Source organism: Robiginitomaculum antarcticum DSM 21748, assembly GCF_000365025.1.
GTDB lineage: Bacteria > Pseudomonadota > Alphaproteobacteria > Caulobacterales > Maricaulaceae > Robiginitomaculum > Robiginitomaculum antarcticum.
Window position 1 is genome coordinate 314,513 of record NZ_KB823012.1, and the last position, 19,966, is coordinate 334,478.

Here is a 19,966-nt window from a genome sequence, read left to right on the forward strand (position 1 = left end):
TTTATTCCTTGCCCAGAGCCAGCTTGACTTGAGAGATGACCATGTCCATTTCCTGCATGGTTTCCTCAGCCAGCTTTGAGAACTCGGCCTCACGCTCAAGCAGTTGCTCGGCGCGGGCTTTTGCATCCGCTTCACCTTTTTTGGCCAGATTTGCGTCTGCCATAGCGCTATCAAGCTCGCCGGATAATTTGCGGCGATCTTCTTCAAGACGTGACTGCCCTGCATGTTGCGTTTCAAGGGCGTCTATACGTGATTTTATCGGCGTCAGCGCGGCGGATAGCGACGCGACAGCCCGCTGCAATCGGTCCGCTGCCCCTTTAACGCTGATGGCGTCGTTATTCTGAATGGTCGAATCTTCGCTCATAATGTCCTGATATGGCGCAATTTGCCTGCATATCCAAGTCTTTGTTGGCCTGTGCGCATTATACGCATATGATAAAACTTTAAGTGACAGCGCTGTCACGCGTCAATTTGACATATGGGGTGGCTAGAACCCATGGCCGCGTCGCTGTAAGTGGACGCGAGATGCGGCACAGCGTATGCAACGCCGTTCGCTTAACGCCCACAAGAAGGCAATTATCATGACAATTCGTATTGGTATCAATGGATTCGGACGTATTGGCCGTCTGGTCGTCCGCGCTATTGCAGAGCGCAACATCAAAGATGTTGAGGTGGTTGCAATTAATAGTCCCGGCGCAATTGAAACCCAAGCGCATTTGCTGCGCTATGACAGTGTCCACGGCGTCTTTTCAAAAACAGTAACATTTGACGCTCATAAAATAATCGTTGACGGCAAAGCCATACGCGTCACCCATGAGCGAAATCCGGCTGCGATAGACTGGGCAGATCTAGGTGTGGACGTCGTTATGGAATGCACGGGTATTTTCCGGGACAAAGAAGGCGCGTCAAAACATATTCTCGGCGGCGCAAAGAAAGTTCTTATCTCCGCGCCCGGCGACAAGATTGACCGCACGATCGTTTACGGCGTGAACCACGAGACCTTGCGCGCAAGCGACACGGTTGTCTCCTGCGCTTCCTGCACGACAAATTGCCTTGCGCCCGTGGCCAAAGTTTTAATGGACACCTGCGGAATTGCGCGTGGATTTATGACCACCGTGCATAGCTACACCCAGGATCAACGCATACTCGATAACAGCCATAAGGATTTATACCGCGCGCGGGCGGCAGGCCTGAATATGATTCCGACATCCACCGGCGCGGCCAAAGCGGTTGGCATTGTGCTTCCGGGCCTAGCGGGCAAGCTCTCCGGCTCGGCCGTGCGCGTGCCCACGGCGAATGTATCTATGGTCGATTTGGCGATACAGCCTGACCGCTCGACCGACGCCGCCGAGATAAATGCGGCCATGAGAGCCGCCGCAGACGGCCCAATGAAAGGCGTGTTGCGCTATACCGAACAGGCTCTGGTTAGCTCTGATCTGAACCATGATCCGCATAGCGCCATTTTTGCAGCCCCGCTGACAAAGGTCTTGCACGGAGATCTGGCGAAAATTGTGGCGTGGTATGATAATGAGTGGGGATTTTCCAATCGGATGATTGATGTGGCGCGCGCGATGATGCAGGCTTAAAGACTGCTAAACCGGGCTTAGATCTTTGGAGACCCTATGAAATTCCGCCGCCTTGAAAATGCCAGTCTCGATAATAAAACGGCGCTTGTCCGCGTGGATTTTAACGTGCCGGTGACAGAGGGCGGCGGCATTGCCGATGATACGCGGCTTCGCGCTGCTGTGCCGACGATACAGGCGCTTCAAGAGGCAGGCGCTAAAATTGTCCTGCTCTCGCATTTCGGCCGCCCCAAAGGCCGGATTGATCCGTCTCTTTCACTTGGATTTCTGACGGATCCGCTGGCGGCTTTGCTGGGCAGTCCCGTCACATTTTGTGAAGATTTGACAGGGCAGGCCGCGCGCGACGCTGTGAAAGCTTTAAACTCAGGCGACGTCCTGTTAATGGAAAATACCCGCTTTCTGCCCGGCGAAACTGCCAATGATCCCAAATTGTCAGCGCAAGTGGCGACATTGGGCGATGTATTTATTCAGGACGCGTTCAGTGCCGCGCACCGCGCTCATATGAGTTCGGCCGGTCTGGCCGATTATTTGCCCGCTTACGCCGGACTGGCGATGGAGCGCGAGCTTGATCATCTGTCCCAAGCGCTCGATCATCCTAAGCCGCCTGTCATGGCTGTTGTCGGCGGGGCCAAGGTTTCGACGAAAATCGATCTGTTGCAAAACCTTGTGTCCAAATTGGATATTCTTGTCATTGGCGGCGGTATGGCCAATACATTTCTGGCGGCCAAGGGCGTCAATGTCGGCGCATCATTATGCGAGCATGACCTTGCCGATACGGCGCGGCAAATCATGGCTGCGGCGAGTAATGCGTCTTGCGAGATCATGCTGCCCGTCGATGTTGTCGTGGCAAAAGAGTTTAAAGCTTATGCGGCCAGCCGTGTTTGCGCGCCGCAAGACGTCGCCTCCGACGAGATGATATTGGACGCGGGACCGGAGACGGTTAACGCCATTGCTGACGCCATGGATAGGGCGAAAACGCTCATCTGGAATGGGCCTCTGGGGGCGTTTGAACTGGAGCCTTTTGATACGGCGACCGTGGAAGCCGCGCAATATGCGGCCAAACGTACGCGCGACGGGAAGTTGATTAGCGTGGCAGGCGGTGGGGACACGGTCTCCGCGCTCAACCATGCGGGGGTGGCAGATGATTTTACGTTTATTTCAACAGCAGGCGGCGCCTTTTTAGAGTGGATGGAGGGCAAAGCCCTTCCCGGCGTCACAGCGATTTCGAATTAGTGGAGAGAGTTATGGATATTGAAGCGCTACACAAAGTGGCCGTGAAAATGGTCACCCCCGGTAAGGGTATTTTAGCGGCGGACGAGTCGACGGGCACAATCGGTAAACGGTTTGATTCCATCAACACAGAGAGCACATTCGACTCGCGTCGTGACTGGCGCGAAATGCTGTTTTGCACGGAAGCGGCTATGAAGGAGCATATTTCAGGGGTCATTTTGTATGACGAGACTTTGCGCCAAGACGCGGCGGACGGCACGAAGATAGTCGATCTGATTAAGAGTCATGATGTCATCCCCGGTATTAAGGTGGATATGGGCACGACGCCTCTGGCGGGCCGTCCGGGCGAGACGATTACCCAGGGACTGGATGGTCTACGCGAGCGTCTGGCGGAGTATTACAAACTCGGCGCGCGCTTTGCCAAATGGCGCGCTGTTATCGAAATTTCGCATCCCGACCAATATGTCGGATCGACGCCAACACGCGGCGGTATCAAAGCCAATACACACGCGCTGGGCCGCTATGCCGCGTTATGCCAGGAAGCTAATATCGTCCCGATTGTCGAACCTGAAGTGCTGATGGGCGGATATCACTCGATAGAACGCTGCCATGAGGTGACAGAAAAAACGCTGAACTCTTTGTTCACAGAGCTCTATGAGCAAGGCGTTAAACTGGAAGGCATAATTTTGAAGCCCAATATGGTTGTCTCAGGCAAAAAATGTGCGCAGCAGCCGTGTCGCGAAGAAATTGCCGAGCGCACGATTAAAGTGCTCAAGGACACGGTTCCGGCCGCTGTTCCGGGCATAGCATTTCTCTCCGGCGGGCAGGAAAATGAAGAAGCCACGCGCAATCTGGATATGATGAATAAAATCGGCGGTTTTCCGTGGAAGCTGACCTATTCATATGGCCGGGCCTTGCAGCAAAGCGCGCTTAATGCGTGGCAGGGTAAAGCGGAAAATTACGACGCTGCACAGGCCGCATTTGATCACCGCGCTAAAATGAACGGGCTGGCCAGCATGGGCGAATGGAGCGAAAAAGCCGAGCGTGAAGACGCTTAATATCACGCCAAATGGGAACCAATTGCCGCGTTAACGATTATGACAGGCTGTAAGTCGAAAGGACTGAACATGAAAAATTTGTTTATCACAACCGCACTAGGCGCCGCTCTGGCTCTCACAGCTTGCGGCAAAAACGATGACACGAAAATGGATGACGGACGGACGGCCAATGTCGAAGTCACTGATATTGATAGCGGCGCTGTTGACGCCGAAACGCCCACCGCGGAAATTACGGTTGACGAAACACCATCCACGCCGGATGTCGCCGTAACTGGACAAACAGACCTGCAAGAGGCGCAGAAATGGATGCGCGCGAATGGTCAACGCGAGGGCGTGATCACAACGCCGTCCGGTTTGCAATATACGATAAGAGAATCAGGTGATGCGAGCGGACCGCTTCCAGCTATGAAACAAAAGGTTAAAGTTCATTACGAAGGTAAACTTCGCAATGGCGACGTCTTTGACAGCTCAATTGCGCGTAACGAACCGGTCGTATTTCCTGTCGGCGGCCTAATTCCGGGATGGAATGAGGCGCTTCAAATGATGCGGCCCGGGGATATCTGGACGCTCTATATTCCGCCAGCTTTGGCTTATGGCGCGCAGGGCGTTCCTAACCGCGGTGCGCCGGGATATCTCATCCCGCCTCATTCGCCCTTGATTTTCCGTTTGGAAATGATTGAGGTTGGTCCCAAATAACAAAAAGCCCCGCAGATATGCGGGGCTTTTTTGTGGCTTCCCAGCCGCTACTCGTTAGGTTTCGGCAATATTTGAACGCGGTACGCACTCGGCTCGACGAATATCTCTTTTGCGAGCGGTTTTAAATCCTCCAGCGTCATGTCCTGATAAACCTGTTTGCGGGTGCGCGCATTGTCCAAATCCTGTTCGTCCGTTTGAGCCTGCGCAATGACGCCCCCCCAATATGCATTTGATTCCTCGGATTCCTCTATCTGCTCGCGGATCGGTTTAACCGCGCGGTCAAATTCATCGTCTGAGATATTGCCGGCCGCAAAATCGGCTGCAATTTCATCAATGCGGGCAAACATCGGCGCGATATCCTCGGGGCGAAGATCCAGCGACACGCCCACATATCCATAGCCCGGATAGGTTTGGGGCGAATAGCGAAACGCGCTGGGTGAATATGTTGTACTGTCTTCTTCGCGTATCACCTCAACCAGACGGTTCGAAAAAATCTGCTCTAAAACGCCAATGCGGCGCGAGCGCAAAATATCCGTACCGTCCGGTGCCGGCCAATAAACCTGTAGGGCAGACCGGTTCGCCTCACCTTCGTGTATAAGGGTGACGGGTGTGGACGTTCCAGCCGGGAAATTCAGAACCCGCGCCTGCGGATAATCAGCTACAATATCATTGCGCATATCCAGAGCCCCGAAAGTAGCCCCGACTTGCGTAATAGCGTCTTCAATATCAACATCGCCAATGATCGAAATTTCAATCGCGCCTTTGGCCATTTGCGGATCAAGCCACGCGCGCACCTGATCATTATCAATAGCCAGCATTTCGGCTTCATTGGGGATACCGAAACGGGTATCGCCGCTGCGGATCAAGCGCGGAACGTCGCGTTGTGAGACGCCGCCGGGCGTACTGTCCAGTGTCGGATACCAGCTGCGGATGCGTTTGTCATAGCTCGCCTTAGCCTCGGGACGATAGCCTGGCGCCGTGAGATTAGCCGCCATTAAATTGAGCTGATCGCGCAAATTATCGGGCGTGGTTCCACCCGATAAGTAAAAAGTTTCAGCCGCAGTGCCAAAGCGGACGCTGACGGATTTACCTGCCATAATGCGGCGTAAGTCATCGGCGCTGTGTGCGGCGAGGCCTCCGGCGGACATAACATAGTCAGAGAACTCCTGAACATTCACATTATTTTCGGGCAGAGATAAAAAGCCGTCACCAAAGCGCACCATGACCCGCAAAGAGCCTTCTTGAAAATCGGTCTTTTTGATGTTTAGGCGGACATTATTGTCGAATTTGACGCGGTGAATATCCAAATCCTCAACATGGTCGCGGAAGATGATCTCGCCAGGCTCACCCCAAACGGTGTAGGCGAAGTCCGTATTTTCGGTCACCATGGGAGCCGTTACGTCTTTAGCAGCGCTGTCCTTATATGCGGCCAGAATTACGGATTCGGGATCGGCGACAGGTTTTGATGTTTGTAAGTAGAGCAGCGGTGCGTCGAGAACGCCGGTCCAGCGCGCTGTCCAGGCTTTAAACACGGCGTCTGGCGTGATGCTGTCCGCGTAACCTTCAAACCGCTCCAGAGAGCTTTGAGGGGTGGTGAAAACAGATTCATTGCTAAATGAGCCCACAAGCTGGCTGGCCAGTCCGGGCGTACGGCGCGTACCGGAAGTCTGAACGGACACCTGCAGGCCTTTGCGGTAATTTGCAATCTGCTCATCCATCTCAGTTTGTGTGAAGCCGAAATTAAGCGCGCGGCGTAGTTCCTGCTCGGCAATATCGAGTCCGTCAGTCCAATTATCCGCCTCGGTTGAGATGGTCAACGTGCTGATATCTCCGGCGCCGTAAAGCTCCGTCGATTGCGCGCCGCCGCCGATGAATTTTGCATCGGGCTTTTGGGCCAAGGTCGCAATGCGGCGGTTTAGAATAGTATTGCCGAAACTGACCAGTAACTCCTGTTTGCGGTGATCCGCTGTATCCGGACGGTCGGTCACGGGGCCCATTTTGGAAATGGTCATACTGGTCTGGACTTCGGGGTCAGAGAAATACCCCACACGCTGCGTGTTTTTTGAAATCGATCCGGCGTCCAATTTGGCTGCGGCATCGCCCGTAGCCTGCCAGTCGCCGAAATTATCATTAATTTTTGTCTCAATCTCGGCGGGATCAAAATCTCCAACTACGACAAGGAAGGCATTTTCAGGTCGATAATAGCCTTCATAATAACCGCGGAACTGCGCACTTTTTATGGCGTCTAAATCCTCGGTTTCGCCAATCGGCAAGCGCGAGGGAATGCGGCTCTCGCCAAGATAAAAATCAAAACTTGCGAGCTGTGCGCGATAGGCTGCGCTGTCCCGGCGGCGTTTTTCTGATTTAACAACGCCCCGCTCGCGGTCAATCGCATCTTCGGCTAGCGATAGGCGGTCCGCAGTCTCGCGCATAATGTTGAAGGTGATATCGAACATCTCATCTGTCGTGGACGGAAGCTCCAGCATATACACCGTCTCGTCAAAACTGGTATAGGCATTGGTATCCGCGCCAAAGGCGAGACCGTAACGCTCCAGCGTCTTGGTCATTTCTCCTTCGGGCATATTCTGCGAACCGTTAAAGGCCATATGTTCGAGGAAGTGGGCGAGGCCTTGCGTATCATCTGTTTCATTGAGAGAGCCGGTGTCAAAGCGCAGGCGCATGGAGGCACTATTGGTCGGGGTGGCATTAGCCATGATGGCGTAACGCATGCCATTCTCCAGCTTGCCGTAAAAAACGTTTTCGTCCGGGCTTAAATCGCTGATCTCATGGACAAAATCATAAGTCTGGGTTTCTGGGGCCTTGCTACAGCCCGTAATCGCAATCAGTGAGGCTCCGGCAAGTAAAATTGCGGCGTGTTTAAAGGTGTTTTTCACACATATCTCCAGGATGGTTATGGTCGCCTAAATCCAGCGGCGCGTTGTCATTTTATAGTCTAAATAGTCTTGTCCAAAGCGCCGGGTCAAATAGGCTTCTTCTTTTTTCACGACGGTGAAATACAATATGGCGAGTGTTAGCGGTGCGGCAAGAAGGGCCAGCGGAGCGTTAAGCCCCAGCGCGATACCCAATTGCGCCAAAACAAAAGCCACGTAAATTGGATTGCGTGAATATCGGAATATCCCGCCGGTCATAAGGTGCGTATTGTGTTTGTGTGGCAAGATAGTCGTCTTGTGGTGCCTGAAGGTCAGAAATGCCCACAGCAAAATGCCCAGTGCGACGGTTATGAGTGCAATGGCGATGATATCGGAGAGTCTCGGCAGACCGGGCATTGTCAGCCCCAGCTTTTCGTTAAGATATAGTCCGGCCAACAGCCAGAATGCGGCCGTAAAGGGCGGGGGTATCGTCACGCCAGGATGGTCGTCAGGCGGCGGAATTTCAAAATTGGTCTCTTCGGATTTCACGCTGTCACCTTATAGAGACTATGGCGCGCGTCAAAGCGCATTTGTTCAGCAATTCGTTTGTCTTTCATATAAACGCCCTAATTCAGATTTGACCAGACCGTATGAGTAATCTGAACGTTTTGTTCAGCTTCTGTTAATGTTATGATTGGTTTACCTTAACTCAAGTTAATGATGGCGCAGAATCGTCGTTGCGTTAAGACATGTCGAACTGCTGCGGAATATCTATGCCCCGAAAATATAATGGTTGGAACAGCGATCCCGTTGAGTTGATCGCATTTGACTTTGACGGGACAATTACGACCAAAGATACCTTCGCACTTTTTCTACGCTATTATGCAGGAACGGCTCAATGGCTTCTGAACTTGATATTACTTCTGCCGGGCTTCATCGCTTATGGACTTCGCCTTATTGACCGCAATGCAGTTAAGAGGCAGGTCGTGAGGCGCTTTTTCGGTGGAGAGTCGCAAACTGAGGTCAAAGCCCGCGCGGAGCAATTTGCCCGTGAGGTCATACCGGGATTGGTGCGCCCCGCCGCACTGGCTGAAGTGAACGCCAAACTGGCGCGCGGGGAGGCGGTGGCCTTGGTGTCGGCGTCGATTAATGATTATCTGGATGTCTGGGCCAAGAGCGCGGGTATACTGAAAGTCATCGCGACCCGCCTCGCTGTCGATGGCGATGTCTTAACAGGCGCGCTTGATGGCCCGAATTGCTGGGGCGAGGGAAAACTCGCGTCAATTGCGGCAGAAATGGGGTCAAAAAATTATATAATTGCAGAAGCTTACGGGGATTCAGAAGGTGACAAGCCGATGTTAATCGCGGCAAAGGTGACTTTCTGGCAACCTTTTCGCGTCTGATACCTTAGTATGTTGATAATGACAGGAATCCATTTATCAATTGCAATAAGCACTGGCCTAACCCTTACCGATTGGTTAGGTTGAAGGTCACTATATGCGTGGACGGTCTACGCATATTTATTTGAAACGAGAGAATTTGGGGGTTTTTATAATGAAACGCACTCTCCTACTTGCCGCATCCGTTGTCGCAATCGCCGCACCATCACTGGCTCAAGAGCTTCCGCCGGCGACCGCCCTACCGGGTGAGTGCTACGCTCGGGTTATTGTTCCCGCACAATACGACTCTTCACAAACGCGCATCGTTAAGCAGCCCGAGTCTGTTTCATACCGTAAGATCCCCGCCCAATATAAGACCGTGACCGAGCGCGTCGTTGTGCAGGAAGAAAGTTTTGAGCTTTCGACTGTTCCGGCCACTTATAAAAGTGTCACCGAGACTGTAATTGTTCAAGAGGCCTCTCAAGAAGTTGTCGTAACTCCCCCAGTTTACGGCACCGTTACAGAGACCGTAACAGTCCAGCCTGCGACCGTTGAGTATCAAACCGTCCCGGCTGTTTACGAAGATTATTCCGAGACTGTCGTTGTTCAGGAAGCGTCGACGTCACTCGTCGCCGTTCCGCCTGTATATGAGACAGTCACAGAGACCGTCATTGCCGAAGAAGGCCGTACAGAACTTGTGACAATCCCCGCGACATTCGAAACTGTTGCTGAAACTGTCATCGTCACGCCCGCGACAAAAGAATATGTATCCGTCCCGGCTGTTTATGAAGATTACACCGAAAATGTCGTTGTCCAAGAGGCGGCGACGCAGCTTCGGACTATCCCGGCTGTATTTGAGACCGTAAGTGAAAATGTTGTTGTCCAAGAGGCGGCAACTGAGCTGGTCACGATTCCGGCCGTATTTGAAACTGTGACTGAAACCGTTATCACGCAGCCTGCCGTTAAAGAGCTTGTCACTATTCCGGCAACTTTCGAAACTGTTTCGGAAACCGTTGTTGTAACGCCTGCATCCGCTGAGTATGTATCTGTCCCGGCTGTATATGAGACCGTAAGCGAAAACGTTGTTGTCCAAGAAGCTTCTTCAGAGCTTGTTACTGCTCCGGCTGTCTTTGAAACCGTAACCGAAACTGTCGTTGTGCAAGAAGCGTCCACAGAACTTGTGACTATTCCTGCTGTCTTCGGCGAAGTCACTGAAACCGTTATTGCTCAGGCCGCCTCCAGCGAAATGGTCACAATTCCGGCGACGTTTAAAACCGTGTCCGAAACGATCGTTGTCCAGCCTGCGACTGTTGAATATGTATCCGTTCCGGCCGTCTATGAAGACTACGCCGAAAATGTGGTTGTGCAGCAAGCGTCGACCGAACTGGTCTCGCTCCCGCCTGTCTTCGAGACCGTATCCGAAACTGTTGTTGTCCAGCCTGCCGGCGTTGATTATGCAACCGTTCCTGCCGTGTTCGAAGATTACGCCGAAATTGTTGTCGTCCAGCCTGCGACGACAGAGCTTGTCTCCGTCCCCGCGACGTTTGAGACTGTTTCGGAAACTGTTGTTGTTCAGCCTGCAAGCGCCGACTATGTAACTGTTCCTGCGGTATATGAAACACGCACAGACGCGATCGTCGTGCAAGAAGCGTCAACCGAACTGGTTGCTGTTCCTGCCGTATTTGAAACTGTATCTGAAACGATCGTGGTTCAGCCCGCTTCCGTAGACTATGTCACGCTTCCGGCTGTCTTTGAGACTGTTGAAGAGGCTGTCATCGTTCAGGCGGCGTCAACCGAGCTTATCACCATCCCCGCAACATTCGAAACAGTGTCTGAGACAATTGTTGTTCAGCCTGCGACTGTGGAATATGCAACTGTGCCGGCTGTTTTTGAGACGGTTACCGAGAATATCGTTGTTCAGGCCGCGTCTACCGAGCTTATCACTATTCCGGCGACATTCGAAACTGCATCTGAAACCGTTGTGGTTCAGCCCGCCTCTGTACAATATGTTTCTGTGCCGGCTGTCTATGAGACAGTTGAAGAGGCTGTTGTTGTTCAAGAAGCGTCTACAGAACTTCTCGCCATTCCGCCGGTTTATGAAACCGTTACAGAAACCGTTATCGTAACGCCGGCCACTGTCGAATATATCGCCGTCCCGGCCGTATATGAGACTATTCAAGAGCCTGTGATTGTTCAGGAAGCCTCATCAGAGCTGGTCACAATTCCCGCGACATTTGAGACGGTGACTGAAACTGTCGTCGTTACGCCTGCGACCCGCGAATATGTATCCGTACCTGCAGTCTATGAAGACTACAATGAGACTGTGCTTGTGCAGCAAGCGTCAACTGAGCTTGTTTCCGTTCCGGCCACGTTCAAAAACGTCACTGAGACGATCGTGGTTCAGCCCGCGACGACTGAGTATGACACTGTTCCCGCTGTGTTTGAAACCGTCGAGCAACCTATCGTGGTTCAAGCCGCGTCTTCCGAGCTTATCAGCATCCCCGCAACATTTGAGACGGTGACTGAAACTATTGTTGTTCAGCCTGCGACAACCGAATATGTATCTGTTCCTGCCGTCTATGAAGCGGTTGAGCAGCCTATCATTGTTCAAGCCGCATCCAGCGAGCTTGTCACCATTCCGGCCGTATTTGAAACGGTAACCGAAACTATTGTTGTGACGCCTGCGACTGTTGAATATGTCGCTGTCCCGGCTGTTTATGAAGACTACGCCGAAACTGTTGTTGTTCAGCAGGCCTCAACCAATATGGTTGTTATCCCGCCTGTCTTTGAAACCGTGACCGAAACTGTTGTCGTTCAGCCTGCCACGGCTGAGTATGTTGCTGTTCCGGCCGTCTATGAAGATTACGCACAAACGGTTGTTGTTCAGCCTGTGACCACCGAAGTGGTCGCGATTCCGGCCACATTTGAAACTGTATCCGAAACTGTTGTTGTCCAGCCTGCCGGCGTTGAATATGTCACCGTTCCGGCCGTATTTGAAACCGTATCTCAGCCTATTATTGTTCAGGAAGCGTCCAGCGAACTGATTAGTATTCCCGCGACATATAAGACTGTGTCTGAGACGGTCGTGGTTCAAGAAGCGTCCGCTGAGCTGATCTCAACACCGCCGGTCTATGAGACCGTTAGGGAGACAATGATTGTTCAGCCTGCGACGACTGAGTTGGTTGCCGTACCTGCGACGTTCAAAAATGTTACTGAGACCATTATTGTGACGCCCGCGACTGCGGAATACGTATCTGTTCCTGCTGTATATGAAGATTACCAGGAGACCATAGTGGTCCAAGAGGCATCGACTGAGCTTGTTTCAGTCCCTGCTGTTTTTGAAACCGTTACTGAAGCTGTAATTGTGCAGGAAGCCTCGACAGAGCTGGTATCTGTCCCGGCCACTTATGAGACTGTAGCGCAGACTGTTATTGATCGTCCGGCGTCAACAGAGCTTGTCGCCATTCCCGCAACATTCAAAGATGTCACAGAGACCATCGTCGTGCAGCCTGCCGGCGTTGAATATGTGTCTGTTCCCGCTGTTTACGAAGATTATTCCGAAACTATGGTTGTGCAGGAGGCTTCGACTGAATTGGTTGCTGTTCCTGCGACATACCGCACCGTGACCGAAACTGTCGTCATGCAGGAGGCCTCCACAGAGCTGGTCACTGTTCCGGCTGTATTTGATACTGTCACAGAAACGGTCATCGTTCAGCCTGCGACCACAGAATATGTAACTGTACCCGCCAAGTTCCGTACAGAGCAGCAGAATTATGTTACCGCTGAAGCGACTGACCCGATGGTTATTATTCCGGCCACATACCGCAATGTGACGCAGACGATTGTTACAGAAGAAGAGTCGACGCAGCTTCGCGCCATTGCAGCAACATACCGCAATGTGACTGAAACTGTGGTCGTGAAAGCGGCCTCTACGGATGTCGAAATCATTCCGGCTGTCTACGAGACCCGCACCGATCAGGTTCTTGTCGAGCCGGCCCGCATTGTATGGAAGCCTGCGACGCAAGCTATGCAGAGCGCCGGTGTCAGTGCGAATAACCAAGGCGATGACGGTTTGGTCAATTACGATCTTCAGCCCCAGAAATTTACAGTCTTTAACGGCGTAAACGAAATTGTTGTCGAATCAGACGCAACCGTCGTGGATAATACCGGCGAAATTCTCTGCCGCGTTGAAATTCCGGCCCAGTTCAAAACCATTACGAAGCGCGTTATTAAAACGCCTGCCCGTGTCGTTGAGCGCACAATTCCGGCTGTCACGCAGCAAGTGACTCGACGGGTTGTTGACCGCGCCGCGTCTACGCAGGAAATCAAAATACCTGCTAAAACCGAAACAATCACGCGCCGCGTTGTTGATCGCCAAGTCCGGACAATGAAATTGTCTGAAGCCCGTCGTCTGAACCTTCTGCCAAGTGCGCGGTGGCCCGGTGGGGACGCTGTTGTTGACGCAAGCGGAAATGTCCGCTTCCCGAGCGGTATTGTCGGTAACCAAACCATGGGAACTGTTGCGACCCGCGTTGTTGATGAACCGGCCCGTGTCGTTGAGCGCCAAATCCCTGCCGTGACCAAACAGGTTACGCGCCGCGTCGTGAAAACGCCGGCCCGTGTTGTTGAGCGCGCTATTCCTGCGCAGACGCAGGCCGTTACGCGCCGCGTTGTGGCAACGCCTGCAACGACGCAAGAGCGCAGCATTCCGGCTGTTACGAAAGTTGAAGCCCGCCGCCGCATCAAAACGCCGTCCCGCACTGTAGAACGCCCAATTCCGGCCGTGACCAAACAGGTTACCCGCCGCGTTGTGGACCGTCCTGCCAGCACAGCTGAACGTGCTGTCCCGGCTGTGTCCAAGCAAGTCACCCGGCGCGTCGTGAAAACGCCGGCGCGGACTGTTGAGCGGGCTATCCCTGCGAAAACAGCGACTGTGACACGCCGCGTTGTGAAAACACCGGCCCGCACGGTTGAGCGCGCGATCCCGGCTGTAACTAAAGTCGAAGCGCGCCGCCGCATCGCAACGCCGGCCCGCACGGCTGAGCGCACAATTCCGGCTGTGACCGCTCAGGTCACCCGCCGCGTCGTTGATGTTCCGGCCCGCACAGTTGAACGCGCCATTCCGGCTGTGACGAAAGTCCAGACCCGCCGCGTTGTCAAAACACCTGCCCGCGTTTCCGAACGGTCCATTCCGGCTGTGACCAAAGTTGTCACCCGCCGCGTTGTTGATCGCCCTGCATCTACGCAAGAGCGTTCAATCCCGGCCGTGACCAAAGTGGAAACACGCCGCGTTGTTAAAACGCCGGCACGCACGGTTGAACGCGCTATACCGGCTGTGACGAAAGTCGTTACCCGCCGCGTCGTCAAAACGCCGGCTCGGACGGCTGAGCGCACAATTGCCGCAGTCACGCGTCAGGAAACTCTGCGCCGCGTCAAAACGCCGGCCCGCACAGTTGAACGCGCGGTCCCGGCTGTGACCAAGCAAATTACCCGCCGCGTTGTTAAAACGCCGGGTTCAAGCCGTACGCAGGCTGTTCCGGCTGTTACCAAAGTGGAATCGCGCCGCCGTATCGCCACGCCGGCCCGCACGGCTGAACGGACGATCCCGGCTGTCACAAAACAGATCACCCGCCGCGTCGTGAAGACGCCGGCCCGTGTGACTGAGCGCGCTATCCCGGCTGTCAGTAAGATGGAAACCCGCCGCGTTGTGAAGACGCCGGCGCGCACCGTTGAACGCACTGTTCCGGCGGTAACTGCGACTGTGACCCGCCGCGTTGTCAAAACACCGGCGAGAGTGACTGAGCGTGCTATCCCGGCTATCAGCAAAATGGAAACGCGCCGCGTTGTCAAAACGCCGGCCCGCACGGCTGAACGCACTGTTCCGGCTGTGACCAAAGTGGTCACCCGCCGCGTTGTCGATGTTCCGGCCCGCACTGTAGAGCGCGCAGTCCCCGCGATTACGAAAGTGGAAGCGCGCCGCCGTATTGCTACGCCGGCCCGCACAGCTGAGCGTACAATCCCGGCGGTAACCGCCCAAGTGACCCGCCGCGTTGTCAAAACGCCGGCCCGCGTCACTGAACGCGCCATTCCGGCCGTGACAAAAATGCAGACCCGCCGCGTGATCAAAACGCCGGCGAGTACGCGTGAGCGCATGATACCGGCTATAACCGCTCAAGTGAGCCGCCGTATCGTTAAGACACCGGCCAGCACTCGTGAACGCGCTATTCCGGCTGTGATGAAAATGCAGACCCGCCGCGTGATCAAAACGCCGGCCCGTTCGGTTGAGCGCTCTGTTCCAGCTGTGACTAAAGTGGTCTCGCGCCGTATTGTGAAAACACCGGCCCGCGTCACTGAGCGCGCCATTCCGGCGGTTCTTCGTCCTGAAACACGCCGCGTTGTTAAAACGCCGGCCCGTACAGTTGAGCGCGCCGTTCCGGCAGTGACTAAAGTTGTCACCCGCCGCGTTGTGAAAACACCGGCCCGTACAACGGAGCGCGCTATTCCAGTCGTTACGAAGATGCAGGCCCGCCGCGTTGTTAAAACACCGGCCCGCGTTTCTGAACGTGCTGTTCCGGCTGTGACTAAGGTTGTGTCGCGCCGCGTTGTTAAAACGCCGGCCCGCACAGTTGAGCGCGCTATTCCTGCTGTCATGGGTCAGGAAACGCGCCGCGTTATCAAGACTCCGGCCCGCACGGTTGAGCGTGCTGTCCCGGCTGTGACTAAGGTTGTGTCCCGCCAAGTCGTCAAAACGCCCGCCCGCACGGTCGAGCGTAGCGTACCGGCTGTAACCCGTACTGAAACACGCCGCCGCGTTGCCACTCCGGCCCGCACGGTCGAACGGGCTATTCCGGCTGTGACGAAAGTTGTGACCCGCCGCGTTGTGAAAACACCGGGACGCGTCACTGAGCGTGCCGTTCCGGCTGTTGTGAAACAGGAAACCCGCCGCCGTATCGCCACTCCGGCCCGCACGGTTGAACGCGCTGTACCTGCCGTTACGAAAGTTGTGACCCGCCGCGTTGTCGATACGCCGGCCCGCGTCACAGAACGTGCCATTCCAGCTGTTATGAAACAGGAAACACGCCGCGTCGTTAAGACACCGGCCCGCACGGTTGAACGTGCCATTCCGGCGCAAACTGCGACTGTGACCCGCCGCGTCGTCAAAACACCGGCCCGTGTCTCCGAGCGAACTATTCCGGCAGTGGTGAAGGCGCAAACACGCCGCGTCATAAAGACGCCGGCCCGCACAGTTGAACGCGCAGTACCGGCCGTTACGAAAGTTGTGACCCGCCGTGTTGTTAAAACGCCGGCTCGCACAAGTGAACGGACGATCCCGGCGGTGACGAATCAAGTGACCCGCCGCGTTGTTAAAACGCCGGCCCGCGTCACTGAGCGCGCTATTCCGGCTGTTGTTCAGCAAGTGTCGCGTCAGGTTGTTAAAACACCGTCCCGTACAGTGGAGACAGCCGTGCCTGCTGTCATTCGCGCGGAAACACGCCGCCGCGTGGCCACACCGGCCCGTACTGTCGAACGTACGGTTCCTGCCGTCACGGCAACAGTGACCCGCCGCGTTGTCAAAACACCGGCACGCGTTTCGGAACGGACTATTCCTGCGAAAACAGCGACTGTAACCCGCCGCGTTGTGAAAACGCCGGCGTCGAGCCGCACGCAGACTGTTCCGGCTGTAACCAAAGTCGAGACGCGCCGCCGCATCAAAACGCCGTCGCGCACAGTTGAACGCGCTATTCCGGCTGTCACGAAACAGGTAACCCGCCGCGTCGTGAAAACGCCATCGCAGGAAAGCATCCGGACAATCCCGGCTGTAAGCCGTCAAGTGACCCGCCGCGTGGTTGACACTCCGGCCCGTCAACAGCGTGTGGTTATTCCCGCCCGCTATGACACAGTCACCGTTCAGCAGCTCGTTTCTGCTGCGCGCACTGAGGAAGTTGTCACTCCGCCCGTTTTCGAAACAATCGAGAAGCGTACAGAAACAGCACCTGAGCGCGCTGAATGGCGTCAGGTTCTGTGTGAAGCGAACGCCAATACCCGCGTTATCTCTGCCATCCAGCAGTCTCTGAGATCACAAGGCTTCTATACAGGCGCCGTTGATGGACAGCTTGGGCGAGATACTTACGCCGCTGTTAAACAGTTCCAGACGTCCCGTGGTCTATCCACCGGCGGCCTGACACTGCGCACGGTTGATGCTCTGGGTGTTGATTGGCGCTCTATGGTAAGTGGCGGCATTAGTGCCCGCAATGCCACAAGTTCCTTCGGAGGCGGAGCTTCGGCTGCCGGAACACAAACCGTAACGGTTAGCGGAATCACATATGTGATAGTGACCAGCACACGCGAAGTTCGCACCGCGAACGGCGTAATTGTTGGCCGCCTGACTGAGAGTGGTGATATCGTGACGACTGACGGCCAGGTTCTGGCCCGCGGTATTCGCATTGCAGGTGTTCCAGCTTCTACGACAACAAACCGTCTTAACTGGACATTGAATGATAACACACTGGCCGCTGGGGGTCTGACCTTCCCGACAAATGGCACAGTTGTTAATGGTAACGGCGTTGTCATTGGCCGCGTCGCAGCGAACGGCAATATTATTGACGGTAATGGCCGGGTTATAGGACGCGTTACGCGCTCTAACTAGAAGCGCCATGTAAATAAGATTTTGAAGCTCCGCCTTGTGCGGGGCTTTTATTTGGCTTCATTATAAGCTATAGATATGCCCCTTATTTTGGGTGATAAGAACTGCGAAATAGCGTCATTGCAGCGTTGACTCTGTCGACGTGCTGACTATATTCCGCGCTTCTTGAAGCAGGCCTGCGCGAGCGGGCTGGCTTTGGTCACCTTATTCACACGCATTGCGCTGCATCGCCAAACGGTTTGCGCGCACAAACGAAAGAGACAGCCATGTTCGCGGTAATCCAGACAGGCGGAAAACAGTATAAAGTCAGCAAAGACGATCTGATCATTGTTGAAAAATTGGACGGCGATGCCGGCTCCAAAGTTTCATTCGGTGAAGTGCTCGTCTGCGGCGCTGATGACAAAATTAATTTTGGCGCACCTATGGTTGATGGCGCGTCTGTTGCCGGCGAAATTGTCGAGCAGCGTAAAGGCGATAAAGTTCTGGTCTTCAAAAAGAAGCGCCGCCAAAACTACCGCCGTAAACGCGGCCATCGCCAGTTCGAAACAGTTGTTCGCATTTTGGACGTCAAAACTAAAAAATAATTTTTACCGCTACGCGCGGATAGATAACGGAGCCAATCATGGCACATAAAAAAGCAGGTGGTTCATCCAATAATGGTCGCGACAGTGCCGGCCGTCGCCTTGGTCTTAAAAAATCAGGCGGTCAGGCTGTAATCCCGGGTAATATCATTATCCGCCAGCGCGGCACAAAATACTTCCCCGGCGAAAATGTCGGCATGGGTAAAGACCACACAATCTTCGCGCTAACCGAAGGCCGCGTGTCTTTCATTACCAAACGTGACAAGCGCACATATGTCTCTGTCGACATGGCGCAGGCGGCTGAATAAAATACGGTGCAGATATTCTGCGCATATAATTTTTAGTTAAAAACGCCCTACCGGGGCGTTTTTTGCGTTTTGGGGTAGGGAATTATTGGAGGCGGCATGACCAATCAATCATACATAAATGTTGATCACATTTATTGCGATGTGCCTGATCTCATAACGACAGCGCGTCTTAGCTTGCGCAAACCCGAAATGCGTTATGCCCCCGCTTTTGCTCGCGGCATTAGCGATATAGCGGTGGTGCGTAACACGGCCAGCTTTCCGCCCTATGTCCCGGCCTTGAGCGCAGAGTTTTGGATATACCGCGCGAGAGCCAATTTTGAACGCGGGATCGCATTTCCCTATTTGATAACCCATACACAAAGTGGAGAACTGTGCGGTGTCATGGATATATTCACAAATGGCTCCGGCGGACATGAAATAGGCTATTGGATTGCAAGGGGGTCTTGGGGTCTGGGCTATGCCACCGAAGCGGGGCGGGCTGTTATTGATACCATAGTGCCGTTATTGGACCTGCGCCAAATTGAAGGCGGCGTCTATTATGACAATCCTGGCTCCTTTCGCGTTTTAGAAAAGCTGGGATTTAAGCATATCGACGACACACAGCCGCTTTTTAGCCTCGCGCGCGGCCGCGCTGATTCCGGACGGCTGTATATTTGGACGGCGCCATAAAAGTAGGGCGCTCTATCGTGAAGTGGCGGGTTGTCGCGACCTGCTTGCTCGGTTAAAACCCGCCCAAATTAGAGACATTGACGGCTACGGTTTAAGGACGAGATTATGGCAGGACATTCCAAATGGGCAAATATTCAGCATCGTAAAGGACGGCAGGATAAGCTGCGTTCCAAGCTCTTTTCCAAATTAGCTAAAGACATTGCAATAGCCTCGAAATTGGGCGGGCCGGATCCGGATATGAACCCGCGTTTGCGCCTCGCGATAAGTAATGCCAAAGGGCAATCTATGCCCAAAGACAATATTCAGCGCGCCGTCGATAAAGGCGCGGGGGGCGATGGCGCGGATTATTCAGAACTGCGTTATGAAGGCTTTGGCCCGTCAGGCATTGGCTTGATTGTTGAAGTGTCGACAGACAATACCAACCGCAGCGCTATGGAAGTGCGCACGGCCTTTTCTAAAATGGGCGGCAATATGGGCGAGACCGGATCGGTCGCCTTTATGTTCGATCAAGTTGGCAAGATTGAATACGGCTTAGAGACCGCGAGTGAAGACGCCGTTATGGAAGCGGCCATTGAAGCCGGCGCGGATGACGTCGAGCATGATGAGCCCAATGATGATCAATGGGCCGAATATGAGCCTGTCCATACAATATGGACTGCGCGCGACGATCTGGGCGCTGTGAGTTCCGCATTAGAAGCCGTATTTGGTGAGGCTAAATCTGTCAATTTGGTGTGGAAGCCGCAAAATGAGCTGGATGTGCCGGACAAAGCGGCCACTATCATGCGCCTAGTCGATGCGCTGGAAGATCTGGATGACGTGAATAATGTCTATCACAATATGGAAATGTCCGAAGCGGCCATGGCCGAGTTGGATAGCGAAGAGTAATTTATTGCAGGCGCGGAACATGCGTTCTGCATCGGAATTATAAAAACAGTTCACGGAGATTCA

At 54.1% G+C, this 19,966-nt stretch carries 12 protein-coding genes and 1 pseudogene; 10 read left to right on the forward strand and 3 right to left on the reverse strand.

Going from position 1 to position 19,966, the window contains the following annotated elements; genetic code table 11:
* Nucleotide 1 precedes the first annotated feature (1 nt).
* Nucleotides 2–364 carry a hypothetical protein gene (locus H142_RS0108410; RefSeq protein WP_017931681.1) on the reverse strand — a complete coding sequence of 121 codons (363 nt, stop codon included), beginning with the start codon at nucleotides 362–364 and terminating at the stop codon, nucleotides 2–4.
* Nucleotides 365–581: 217 nt separating this feature from the next.
* Between H142_RS0108410 and gap the strand changes: the two genes are divergently transcribed.
* The 4 genes from gap to H142_RS14985 all read left to right on the forward strand — a co-directional run bounded on the left by gap (nucleotide 582) and on the right by H142_RS14985 (nucleotide 4,567).
* Nucleotides 582–1,586: a type I glyceraldehyde-3-phosphate dehydrogenase gene (gene gap, locus H142_RS0108415; protein WP_026147900.1), complete on the forward strand. Its 1,005-nt coding sequence runs from the start codon at nucleotides 582–584 to the stop codon at nucleotides 1,584–1,586.
* 36 nt (nucleotides 1,587–1,622) lie between these two features.
* Entirely contained in the window at nucleotides 1,623–2,816 is a 1,194-nt protein-coding gene (locus H142_RS0108420) for a phosphoglycerate kinase (protein WP_017931683.1), read from the forward strand.
* Between the two features lie 11 nt (nucleotides 2,817–2,827).
* Nucleotides 2,828–3,871 (forward strand): class I fructose-bisphosphate aldolase, encoded by a 1,044-nt coding sequence (locus tag H142_RS0108425; protein ID WP_017931684.1) that lies wholly within the window; start codon nucleotides 2,828–2,830, stop codon nucleotides 3,869–3,871.
* Between the two features lie 69 nt (nucleotides 3,872–3,940).
* The gene (locus H142_RS14985) at nucleotides 3,941–4,567 is read left to right on the forward strand and encodes an FKBP-type peptidyl-prolyl cis-trans isomerase (protein ID WP_017931685.1); all 627 of its coding nucleotides are present in this window, start codon (nucleotides 3,941–3,943) and stop codon (nucleotides 4,565–4,567) included.
* A 47-nt stretch (nucleotides 4,568–4,614) separates the two neighbouring features.
* Here H142_RS14985 and H142_RS0108435 read toward each other — a convergent pair whose 3' ends face one another.
* Both H142_RS0108435 and H142_RS0108440 read right to left on the reverse strand, forming a co-directional pair.
* Nucleotides 4,615–7,461 carry a M16 family metallopeptidase gene (locus tag H142_RS0108435; protein WP_017931686.1) on the reverse strand — a complete coding sequence of 949 codons (2,847 nt, stop codon included), beginning with the start codon at nucleotides 7,459–7,461 and terminating at the stop codon, nucleotides 4,615–4,617.
* Between the two features lie 27 nt (nucleotides 7,462–7,488).
* Nucleotides 7,489–7,986 (reverse strand): methyltransferase family protein, encoded by a 498-nt coding sequence (locus H142_RS0108440; protein ID WP_017931687.1) that lies wholly within the window; start codon nucleotides 7,984–7,986, stop codon nucleotides 7,489–7,491.
* A 224-nt stretch (nucleotides 7,987–8,210) separates the two neighbouring features.
* Between H142_RS0108440 and H142_RS14990 the strand changes: the two genes are divergently transcribed.
* The 6 genes and pseudogenes from H142_RS14990 to H142_RS0108470 all read left to right on the forward strand — a co-directional run bounded on the left by H142_RS14990 (nucleotide 8,211) and on the right by H142_RS0108470 (nucleotide 19,903).
* Nucleotides 8,211–8,840, forward strand: coding sequence for an HAD family hydrolase (locus tag H142_RS14990; protein WP_017931688.1), 630 nt, complete (start codon nucleotides 8,211–8,213; stop codon nucleotides 8,838–8,840).
* 151 nt (nucleotides 8,841–8,991) lie between these two features.
* Complete coding sequence (locus H142_RS0108450) at nucleotides 8,992–17,463, forward strand: peptidoglycan-binding protein (RefSeq protein WP_026147902.1); 8,472 nt, start codon at nucleotides 8,992–8,994, stop codon at nucleotides 17,461–17,463.
* A gap of 263 nt (nucleotides 17,464–17,726) precedes the next feature.
* Nucleotides 17,727–18,029, forward strand: a pseudogene (rplU, locus tag H142_RS0108455) (50S ribosomal protein L21); the annotation flags it as partial.
* 53 nt (nucleotides 18,030–18,082) lie between these two features.
* A complete protein-coding gene (rpmA, locus tag H142_RS0108460) occupies nucleotides 18,083–18,349 on the forward strand; it encodes a 50S ribosomal protein L27 (RefSeq protein ID WP_017931691.1) in 267 nt (88 codons plus the stop codon).
* 96 nt (nucleotides 18,350–18,445) lie between these two features.
* Nucleotides 18,446–19,018: a GNAT family N-acetyltransferase gene (locus H142_RS14995; RefSeq protein WP_017931692.1), complete on the forward strand. Its 573-nt coding sequence runs from the start codon at nucleotides 18,446–18,448 to the stop codon at nucleotides 19,016–19,018.
* A 105-nt stretch (nucleotides 19,019–19,123) separates the two neighbouring features.
* A complete protein-coding gene (locus H142_RS0108470) occupies nucleotides 19,124–19,903 on the forward strand; it encodes a YebC/PmpR family DNA-binding transcriptional regulator (RefSeq protein WP_017931693.1) in 780 nt (259 codons plus the stop codon).
* Nucleotides 19,904–19,966 lie beyond the last annotated feature (63 nt).

What these genes read in the sequence shown, in the direction of transcription:
- gap (WP_026147900.1), top strand. Translation starts at nt 582, where the DNA reads ATGACAATTCGTATTGGTATCAATGGATTCGGACGTATTGGCCGTCTG.
- H142_RS0108470 (WP_017931693.1), top strand. Translation starts at nt 19,124, where the DNA reads ATGGCAGGACATTCCAAATGGGCAAATATTCAGCATCGTAAAGGACGG.
- rpmA (WP_017931691.1), top strand. Translation starts at nt 18,083, where the DNA reads ATGGCACATAAAAAAGCAGGTGGTTCATCCAATAATGGTCGCGACAGT.
- H142_RS14985 (WP_017931685.1), top strand. Translation starts at nt 3,941, where the DNA reads ATGAAAAATTTGTTTATCACAACCGCACTAGGCGCCGCTCTGGCTCTC.
- H142_RS0108425 (WP_017931684.1), top strand. Translation starts at nt 2,828, where the DNA reads ATGGATATTGAAGCGCTACACAAAGTGGCCGTGAAAATGGTCACCCCC.
- H142_RS14990 (WP_017931688.1), top strand. Translation starts at nt 8,211, where the DNA reads ATGCCCCGAAAATATAATGGTTGGAACAGCGATCCCGTTGAGTTGATC.
- H142_RS0108450 (WP_026147902.1), top strand. Translation starts at nt 8,992, where the DNA reads ATGAAACGCACTCTCCTACTTGCCGCATCCGTTGTCGCAATCGCCGCA.
- H142_RS0108420 (WP_017931683.1), top strand. Translation starts at nt 1,623, where the DNA reads ATGAAATTCCGCCGCCTTGAAAATGCCAGTCTCGATAATAAAACGGCG.
- H142_RS0108410 (WP_017931681.1), bottom strand. Translation starts at nt 364, where the DNA reads ATGAGCGAAGATTCGACCATTCAGAATAACGACGCCATCAGCGTTAAA.
- H142_RS14995 (WP_017931692.1), top strand. Translation starts at nt 18,446, where the DNA reads ATGACCAATCAATCATACATAAATGTTGATCACATTTATTGCGATGTG.